Source organism: Mesobacterium hydrothermale, assembly GCF_035818635.1.
Classification (GTDB): Bacteria; Pseudomonadota; Alphaproteobacteria; order Rhodobacterales; family Rhodobacteraceae; genus Mesobacterium_A; species Mesobacterium_A hydrothermale.
This window is the reverse complement of the sequence record NZ_JAYLLH010000055.1, coordinates 1-8704: the sequence shown is the minus strand read 5'-3', so window position 1 is coordinate 8704 and position 8704 is coordinate 1. Positions and strand designations below refer to the sequence as shown.

7 protein-coding genes and 2 pseudogenes are annotated in these 8704 nt (G+C 58.3%); 3 read left to right on the top strand and 6 right to left on the bottom strand.

Features of this window, described 5'->3' with window-relative positions:
* From VK792_RS19030 to VK792_RS19005, 6 genes and pseudogenes are all read right to left on the bottom strand, one after another.
* A partial coding sequence (locus VK792_RS19030; RefSeq protein WP_326299473.1) for a lysylphosphatidylglycerol synthase domain-containing protein occupies nt 1-1638 on the bottom strand: 1638 nt, incomplete at its 3' end.
* Between the two features lie 102 nt (nt 1639-1740).
* Nucleotides 1741-2112, bottom strand: a complete 372-nt coding sequence (locus VK792_RS19025) for a SpoIIAA family protein (protein ID WP_326299471.1) — start codon at nt 2110-2112, stop codon at nt 1741-1743.
* A gap of 61 nt (nt 2113-2173) precedes the next feature.
* A complete protein-coding gene (locus VK792_RS19020; protein WP_326299470.1) occupies nt 2174-2704 on the bottom strand; it encodes a DUF1269 domain-containing protein in 531 nt (176 codons plus the stop codon).
* Between the two features lie 73 nt (nt 2705-2777).
* Complete coding sequence (locus tag VK792_RS19015; protein WP_326299469.1) at nt 2778-4058, bottom strand: NAD(P)/FAD-dependent oxidoreductase; 1281 nt, start codon at nt 4056-4058, stop codon at nt 2778-2780.
* A 200-nt stretch (nt 4059-4258) separates the two neighbouring features.
* A pseudogene (locus VK792_RS19555) lies at nt 4259-4348 on the bottom strand (CbtA family protein); the annotation flags it as partial.
* A 239-nt stretch (nt 4349-4587) separates the two neighbouring features.
* Nucleotides 4588-5705: pseudogene (locus VK792_RS19005) on the bottom strand (IS3 family transposase); the annotation flags it as partial.
* Between the two features lie 138 nt (nt 5706-5843).
* Between VK792_RS19005 and VK792_RS19000 the strand changes: the two are divergent.
* The 3 genes from VK792_RS19000 to VK792_RS18990 form a co-directional block, all read left to right on the top strand.
* A complete protein-coding gene (locus VK792_RS19000; protein WP_326299466.1) occupies nt 5844-7478 on the top strand; it encodes a TnsB C-terminal domain-containing protein in 1635 nt (544 codons plus the stop codon).
* Entirely contained in the window at nt 7438-8361 is a 924-nt protein-coding gene (locus VK792_RS18995) for a TniB family NTP-binding protein (protein ID WP_326299475.1), read from the top strand. The genes VK792_RS19000 and VK792_RS18995 overlap by 41 nt, the downstream gene beginning before the upstream one ends.
* On the top strand, nt 8298-8704 hold a 407-nt coding region (locus VK792_RS18990; RefSeq protein WP_326299465.1), incomplete at its 3' end, for a TniQ family protein. The genes VK792_RS18995 and VK792_RS18990, both read left to right, overlap by 64 nt.

The window sequence follows — 8704 nt, the reverse complement described above, 5'->3', positions numbered from 1 at the left end:
AGAGCGGCTGCAAATATAGCCTGATCTCAGAAGCGTCGGTGAACTTTGCGGTCCCCGGACGTTAATGTGACAATACCCCAACGACGCAATCAAACCGGCCCGCAGGGCCCGCGCGGTGTTGTCTGCGGCAGAAAACTGGGTCCAGAGCGCGTTGGAGTACGGAGTGCTCTCATGCATGAAGAAAAACACGGCCGCCGCGCTGATGGCCAGGGCCGCAACCAGCACCAGCCAACCCGGGCTGAGGACACCGCGCGTCACCTTGGCTGAACGATAGAACGCTTTACGGAACGGCCAGAGCACCACCGATGCCCCGCCGAGCAGCAGCGCCCCTTCGAAATCCACACCGTTGAGCAGCGAGGCGAGACTTCCCAAGAGCAAAGCGGCCTGGGTCAACCAGAAAGCACCTGAGATACGCCGCGCCAGACCCTGGCTCAGGATCAAAAGCAAAACCCCGAGAACCGCCGACAGGACCGCGCCACCTTCCAGCAATATCGCGGCCAACAGGTCATGCGGATCGGTGTCTTCGGGCCGAACCGAGGGGACGAGGGCCATGAGCGTGAGATATGTCCCAACCGCGAACGCAACAACGCCGCTCAAGGCCGGTGCTGCGGTAACGGCCGATGACAGAACGGGGCGCATTGGCTCCGGGACCTCGCCCAGCAATCGGGTCACCAGCCCGCCGGCAAGGCGCGCTTCATTCAGAGCGACAAAAGCGAGGGCCAGCGCAAATGGCACGAGGTAGTAAATGATCCGGTAGAGCAGGAGCGCCGCCGCCACCTGATCCAGCGGCGCCCCGGCGGGTATTGCGGCGATGATCACGCTTTCGAACACCCCCACGCCTCCGGGGACGTGGCTGGCTACGCCCGCCATCGAAGCTGCCGCGAACACGGCAAAGAACGTGATGAAATCAGGCGCCCCGGCGGGCAACAGGATATACAGCGTCAGCGCCGCCATGGCGGTATCGACAAAGGTAAACCCCAATTGACCATAAAGTATTCCGGGGCTCGGCGCGGACAGTTCGGTATTTCGAATGCGCAGGGTCTTTCCGGAAACCGACAGCCAGGTAAGGACGCCGATCATCCCGATTGCTCCGGCCCCTGCCCAGAGCCGTACGACAGAGGTGGACACCGGCACCACCCCATCGAGTGCATAAGGATGGATAGCAAGCGCCAAAAGGCCAATAGCCGTGATACCCAGACCGAATGCCAGTGAGACAAAGGCCGATACGCTGGCAACTTCGAACGCATTCAGCCCGAAGGCCGAGTAAATGCGATACCGTACGGCGCCACCGGATATGACCGAAATGCCGATCGTGTTGCCAAAACTGTAGCCCAGGAACCCGCCCATCGCGATAACCCGAGGCGGAACCCGCTTTCCCAGGTAACGTAACGCAGACCAGTCATATCCGATCAGGGCAACGTATCCCGCGGTCGTTGCGCCGAACGCAATGGCCAGCGTCGACCAGGGTGTTGCACGCACCTGGGCCATGACATCCGCTGGATTGACCGGTTTCAACAGGTGATAGAGCGCATAGACGCCAAGCGCAAACAGCCCCAATCCGATTGCGATGGGAAGCACATGTTTCAACCTGTGGAGCCAGTTTGATACTGGCGGGTGTGATTGCGCGACATCCGCCATGAAACGCTCCCTTCAAAAACTACCCGTCATTAAATCAACACTTGGCTAAAACACAACCGAACCAAAATGTATCCGGGGCCCGAAACTCTGTTCTGTGACGTATCAGGCGCCCGTGTCTTTCAGCCAGGCAAGTGCGGGCATGACGTCCTCGGCGTCAAAGAGTTTCACCGGCATCGGCATCAGATGCGCAAACACCTCCATACCCTTGCGGATCCAGCCGATATCCGTGACCACGGCAATCCGGGAAAAACTGTTGAAATGTTCCAGTCCGAACACGGCATCCTCGGCCAGTCCTGACAGGGTATAGCCCTCGAACTCCGGGCCGAACCGGATCAGGATGCCGACCTTACCATGGTCCTGCGCGGCCACCTCAAGCGCCGGGATCAGCGTGGTCTTGTAATCGTCTGCCGAGATTTTGCCCTTTGCGTCAAAGGCCAGTACGTCGGGATAGTCTGTCTGAAATTGGGTGAACATCTATCAGATATCCTGTATGATTTTGCAGCCCCCGATCGCGGGGACTGCAGACATGGAGAGATCAGGCGGGAACTTCGGATTGCCCGGTTTGTCCGGTCAGTTCCTCATGCGCGTGATCAAAGGCCGCGCGCAGTTTCGCCTCCTGTTCGGTATCGAGATTGGTCCGCAGAATGGTGCCGCCAAACTTGCCCAGCTCTTCGACCACCTTTTCAGGGGCGTTCTGCTTGGCCAGGATGAACAGGGCCGCCTGCCCGGGCTGTAACACGTCCGACACGTCCTTCATGAACTGGTCGTTGATCCCGTAATCGGACAACGCCCCGGTCAACGCGCCAGCCGCCGCCCCCGTCAGGACACCAACAAGCGGCATGAAGAAGATCAGACCAATCAACAGCCCCCAAAAGGCACCGCCAGCCATGCCCACAGACCAAGGGTGCACGATCTGGCCGAGCTTGACCTTGCCCTTTTCATCGACCGTCGCGACGACAGCATCCGCCACGTCGACCAGGTATTCCTTTGCCATGCCAAAAAGCGCCTTGCGGGCTTCTTCGGCGGTTTTCGGGTTATTGTATCCGATGACCATGAGTTCAGACATTTGCGTTTCTCCTTTTTATCAAGCGAGATGTGAAGGCGACGCCCGATCCCGGCACGCCGCGCGGGTAAACAGATCAGAGCGGCAGGGTCTCAGCCGCCCATTTCGCCGCCGGCAGTCCCCAGTTGGGGATCTTGCCGTGGTTGCGAAAGAACATTTCCTTGTAGAGTAGTTTCTGTGCATAGGGCATGCGGCCCATTTCGAGCACCTGGATATCCCCACCGAATCCGAACCAGGAATTCGAATGGATATAGAATGCTTTGCCGCCGCCCATGTCACCGATGCAAACAACCTCTGGCTGCCAGGGCGCGTCAGCCTTCTCTGCGGAAAGCTTGCCGACCGACTTGGCAATCTGCTTGCCGACCACCTCGCATTCCTGATGGCCGATTGCGCCCAGTTTCGGAACGGTGATCGCCGCCGCATCACCACAGGCGAATACCTCCGGATAGTCGGGATTGCGCATTGTCATGTCAGTTATGATGAACCCGACCTCATCCGAGATCGGCAACCCCTTGAGAAACGCGTGAGGCTTCCAATTGGGCAGAACGATGCTGATCTCGGCGTCCAGTTTGCGTCCGTCTCGAAATTCGATCCCGGTTTCTGTCAGCCGCTCTATACCTTCGACCTTGTTCATGTAGCCAAACCCCATGGACGAAGCGGCATCCAGAAGTTGCCCCACCACTTTCTCGCCAGCGTCCTCGGCGATCAGTTCTGCCGGGGTGAAGATGGTGATGTTCTTGGCGCTGCCCTTGTCGTGTTCTTGCAGCCAATGGGCGAGGGAAAGCGAGACCTCCACCGGAGGGCCTTCGCAGGCCGCCAACGCAACCGGAAGCCAATCTGGTTTTCCTTTTAAACCCTGTTCGAACCGGTCCGACCCGACGGCAATCGGGCCGCCCTTGTAGTCATTCTTCAAATATTCGATCAGGCGATTGGCGTGCCATGCATCCGACACGGTATACCCATGCTCTGCAAAGCCTTCGATATCGTCATAGGCCAGATGTGCGCCAAGTGCGATGACAAGATAGTCATACCCGACGCGGTATTCAGGGGCGCCGGGGCGTTCGTTCGGGCGCACACGAACCTCATGCGCATCCAGATCCAGGCCAAGCACTTCGGCTTGGCGAAACTTGATCCCGTCGCGGGCCAGTGCGTCGATCAAATCCATATGCATGGTTACGGCTGGATCGCGCCCCTCGAAAATCTCAAGCGGGATATTCGGGATATAGTCAAGATAGGCCTTGCGGTCGATGACGGTGATGTCCACCGCGTCTCCGGCGAATTCCCGTATCTTCTGCGCCGCGCCCAAGCCCGCAAAATTGCCCCCGAGCACCAGAACTTTTGCTTGTTTCGCTTTCATTTCAATCGCCCTCCTGACCACGTTGAGGGACATTTTTGTCCCTCTGTGAATTGTCAGATATGGATGGGGCGTACACATTCCATGACCGAGGCTTTACAATCCTGTAAGGATTCTGGTTTTGGACCATTGCTGCCAGAGGATGGGCGATGTGCCGCATTTCTGTGATTGCACAATGGCATCACGTTTCATCGCATCGGCTTGCCGGGCCACTCGGTGTGCTCAGTCACCGGATCAGCGCCAAACTGTACCAGTTCGCCGCCTTCATAAAGTTCGGCGTGGAGCAGTACGGGCAGCATGGTTGAGCCTACAGCGGATGCCTTGATATCTTTGACGATCTTCTCGCCAGGGCTCTTCGTTGTCTTTCTCATCGTCCACTCCTTGGTGGCTACGATGGGCAACAAATCCTTTCTAAGCAAATGACCCTTTTTGGACCCATAAGCGCTGACGTTAGACACTGTCCGTAGTCAGAGTTTTTCGGAGAGCTGGGGCTGTTTCGTAACGGAGGCTCTGGTTCGGTTTCTGTTCAAGTTTAGGCGGCGGCGGCTTGGTGCTGCAACCGGCGTTTTCGGATTGTCTGTTTCTTGATCTCCTCTCTCATCTTTAGGACCCTCGTGCCGCGGCCGTGATAGACGTCGGCGGGGGTCAGGTTGTTCAGGCTCTCGTGGTAGCGGTGGTTGTTGTAGTGGTCGACGAAGGCGCCGATCTGGCGTTCCAAGTCGCCGGGCAGGTAATAGTTTTCCAAGAGCACCCGGTTCTTCATGGTCTGATGCCAGCGTTCGATCTTGCCCTGGGTTTGGGGATGGTGTGGCGCACCGCGGACATGATCCATGCCTTTGTCCTCAAGATAATCAGCCAGATCGGCGGCGACATAGGATGAGCCATTATCGCTGAGCAGCCTCGGCTTATGCACAACGGTCGCGCTGTTGCAGCCCGAAGCATCCAGTGCCAACTCCAGCGTGTCGGTGACATCGCTCGCCTTCATCGTCGTGCAAAGCTTCCAGGCGATAATGTAGCGACTGTAATCGTCGAGGATCGTCGAGAGATAGAACCAGCCCCAGCCGATGACCTTCAGATACGTGAAGTCAGTCTGCCACAGCTCGTTCGGGCGGGTCGTCTTGTCCCTGAACTCGTCCGCAGCCTTGATCACCACATGGGCCGGCGCGGTGATCAGATCCTCGGCACTGAGGATGCGGTAAACCGATGATTCCGACACAAAGTACCGCTTCTCGTCGGTGTATTTGACGGCCAGTTCCCGGGGTGTCAGGTCTTCATGCTCCAGGGCAAAGCCGACAACATCCTCGCGAACCTTGTCCGGGATGCGGTTCCAGACCGACTTGGGCCGGGGAGAGCGATCGGCAAGCGCATCAATGCCACCGTCGCTCCACCGGGCATACCAGTCGTAATAGGTGCTGCTGGGAATGCCGAGCATCTTCAGGGTTTGCCGGGTCGGCAAATGCGACGCCTCGACCGTCCGAATGATCTCAAGCTTCTCGGATGCAGGATACCTCATTCGTCGCCCTCCCCATCCCCGAGCATGCTTTTTTTGAGCAGCCGGTTCTCAAGCGTCAGCTCGGCGACCACCTCCTTCAGGACCAAGGCTTCGGATCGTAGTTCCTTGACTTCGGGTGCCGTTGCCTGATGTCGCGTAGCCCTTAATTGTGAGATGGGAAATTCAACGAAATCAACGGATATGCTTTGCCCTTAAATATGAGATTTTGCCTTTAATTCCGATATTCTTGCCCTTAAACCCGAGACAGGATTCACAGACATGTGCGGCAATTATCGATGGATGATGATGGCGAAGACTCTGTTACCGTTGGTGCTGAAGAGGCGCGCAGGGCAGCTGTGCTGCGTCCGCTTGTTCAGGCATATCTCAATGGGACTGGCAGTCTGGAAAGTGGTATCAATGATGCCGTTTGGGAGCTTGGTGTCAGTAGAGCGACGGTCTGGCGTTGGATAAAGCGGCTGGCGGAAGAGGGCGGGCGCACCAGCGCACTGGCACCGCGGAAACGTGGCCGCCCAACTGGAACAACTTTAATATCCGGCAAGGTCGAAGCGGTGATCGAAGAGCATCTTCGCCGGTATTTCTTGCGCCGAGAGCGTTCGAGTCTCTCGCGCGTCGTGACTGAGATCCGCAGCGCGTGCTGGCAGCAGGGCTTGCAACCGCCGACACGGCGGACGGTTCAGCGTCGTCTGGATGCAATGGATGCCCGCGAAGTTGCAAAGGCACGAGAGGGGGCAAAGGCTGCCCGCCAGAAATTTGCGGCCGTCACAGGCGAGAACAAGGCCAGTCAGCCACTGGAGGTCGTGCAAATCGACCATACACCTGCCGACATCATTCTCGTTGACTGTTTTGAGCGCCAACCAATTGGGCGGCCTTGGGTCACGCTGGCGATCGACGTCGCAACGCGGTTGGTAACCGGATATTACACCTCTCTGGAGGCACCTTCGCGTCTGTCAGTGGCGCTTTGCCTGACACAGGCGGTTGCCCCCAAGGCGGAACTTCTGGCGGAATTGGCGTGCAATATCCCTTGGCCCGCACAAGGCAAACCGCACAGCATCCACGTCGACAATGGCCGCGATTTCCGGTCGCGGGCCTTTCGGTCGGCATGTGCGGAATGGGGGATCGATCTGATCTATCGGCCGCCGGGAAGTCCTCACTTCGGGGGTCACATCGAGCGGTTGATCGGGACAATGATGGGGGCCGTTCACCTGTTGCCGGGAACAACGCAATCCTCGATCGCGGCCAAGGGCGACTATGACGCCGAAGGCCAGGCCACGATGACCCTGAGCGAATTCGATCATTGGTTTGCTCTCGAAATCTGCCGTTACAACAACAGCATTCATTCAAGCCTTGGCTGTACGCCCGTTGCCAAATGGGAAGCGCTCTCAGAGCAAATGACGGGCGACATCCCCTTCGAGATGGAAGCCTTTCAGGTGAGTTTCCTGCCGAGCGAGCTGCGCAAAGTCAGGCGTGACGGCATCCATCTGTTCCAGATACGGTACTGGTCCGATGCCCTTGCAGGCCAGATTGGGCGCGGCGATGGAAAGGTGGTTGTTCGCTACGATCCTCGCGATATCTCAATGATCTGGGTTGAACTGGAAGATGGCCGATATGTTGAGGCGCGGTACAGAAACCTGGAAATTCCGCCTGTGTCCCTCTGGGAATATCGCGAAGCCATGAGGAAGGCTCGTGCCCTTGGCAAGTCCGGGTCCAAAGAGCTGGTTCTGGCTGAGCTGATCCGACTGCAACGCCAGGTCGAGGCTGAAAGCCGCGGCCTGACCAGGGCTGAACGCCGATCCCGTGAAAGAAAAGGGACATTGGAGGGCGCCAACTCGGCTGTCTCGACAAACGAAGGGCTGCGCGCGATCGACACGGGTGATACATCACGCCCATTGTTCAAGGTGGAGAGATGGTGAATTGAGGGCAGGAACAACTGAAGAAGACGGTCGGGTCGCCCTCATTCAATCGGACATCTGGATCGGCTTTCCGCGGGCCGAACAGGTGTTGGGCCGCTTGCAGGTTCTGATCGAAGCGCCACGGCAAACCCGTATGCCTGGGCTTCTTGTGCATGGTGCCTCCGGGATCGGCAAGACGATGATCGCCCGAAACCTGTCGCGCAAATACGCACCAGAATACGATCCGGCGTCAGGCATCACCCGCACACCGCTGCTGCTGTTGCAAGCGCCGCCCGCACCAGACGAACGGCGGTTCTACCTACACATCTTGGCCGCCGTCGGCGCCCCGGCGACGGCACTGAGCGCCCGCGCTCAAAATGTGGCTTCCCTCGAAGTCCGCGTCATCGCGCTCCTGCGCGACCTTGGCCTTCGGATGATCATGATCGACGAGGTTCACAACCTCTTGGCCGGGACCCACGGCGAACAGCGCCGCTTTCTCAATGTTCTGCGGTATCTTAGCAATGAACTCGAGGTGTCGCTGGTCTGCCTCGGGGTCAGCGAGGCCGTCGATGCCATCCGTGGTGATATCCAGCTTGCCAGGCGGCTGGACGAACATCACCTGCCAAACTGGCGCGACGATGCCGAGTTCTCGGACATGATCCAGACACTCATCGCGGCAATGCCCCTCGAGAAGAAATCCAATCTGAAGGTCAAGTCGCTCAAGCAAATACTTGCGCTGACCGGCGGGGTGACTTCGCGTATCTTCGCCCTGATCAAGGATCTTTCCATCGACGCTATTGTCACTGGCGAGGAATGCATCACCGATGACGCGATCGCAAAATGGACGCCGGTTTGGTCGCGCCATGCGAAAGCCGATCGGCGGATCGAGAAGTCCGGGGTGTGAAGCCGCGCCCGCTGCCGAAAACTGTCGCGCCGGTGCCAGACGAGTTATTGTCAGGTTGGTTGTCTCGGCTGGCGGCGGCCAACTACTGTGATGACGCGGAACTGCTGGCTCACATCAAAATCGATTCCGCGCATGGCACCGCCTTGGACTTCAGCGTCGACGCGGCTGCGGCGGAGAAGATCGCCAACGCCGCACGAGTCGACCCAGATGTTGTGCGATCGTTGACCTTTCCAGCAATGACGACACGAGAAGCCTCGTTGACGGCCCAGATGCCATTCCAGCATTGCCCGCAATGCTCCCGAGAGGGCCTTTCGCTGAGGCATTGGAGGCGGGCTTGGGCATT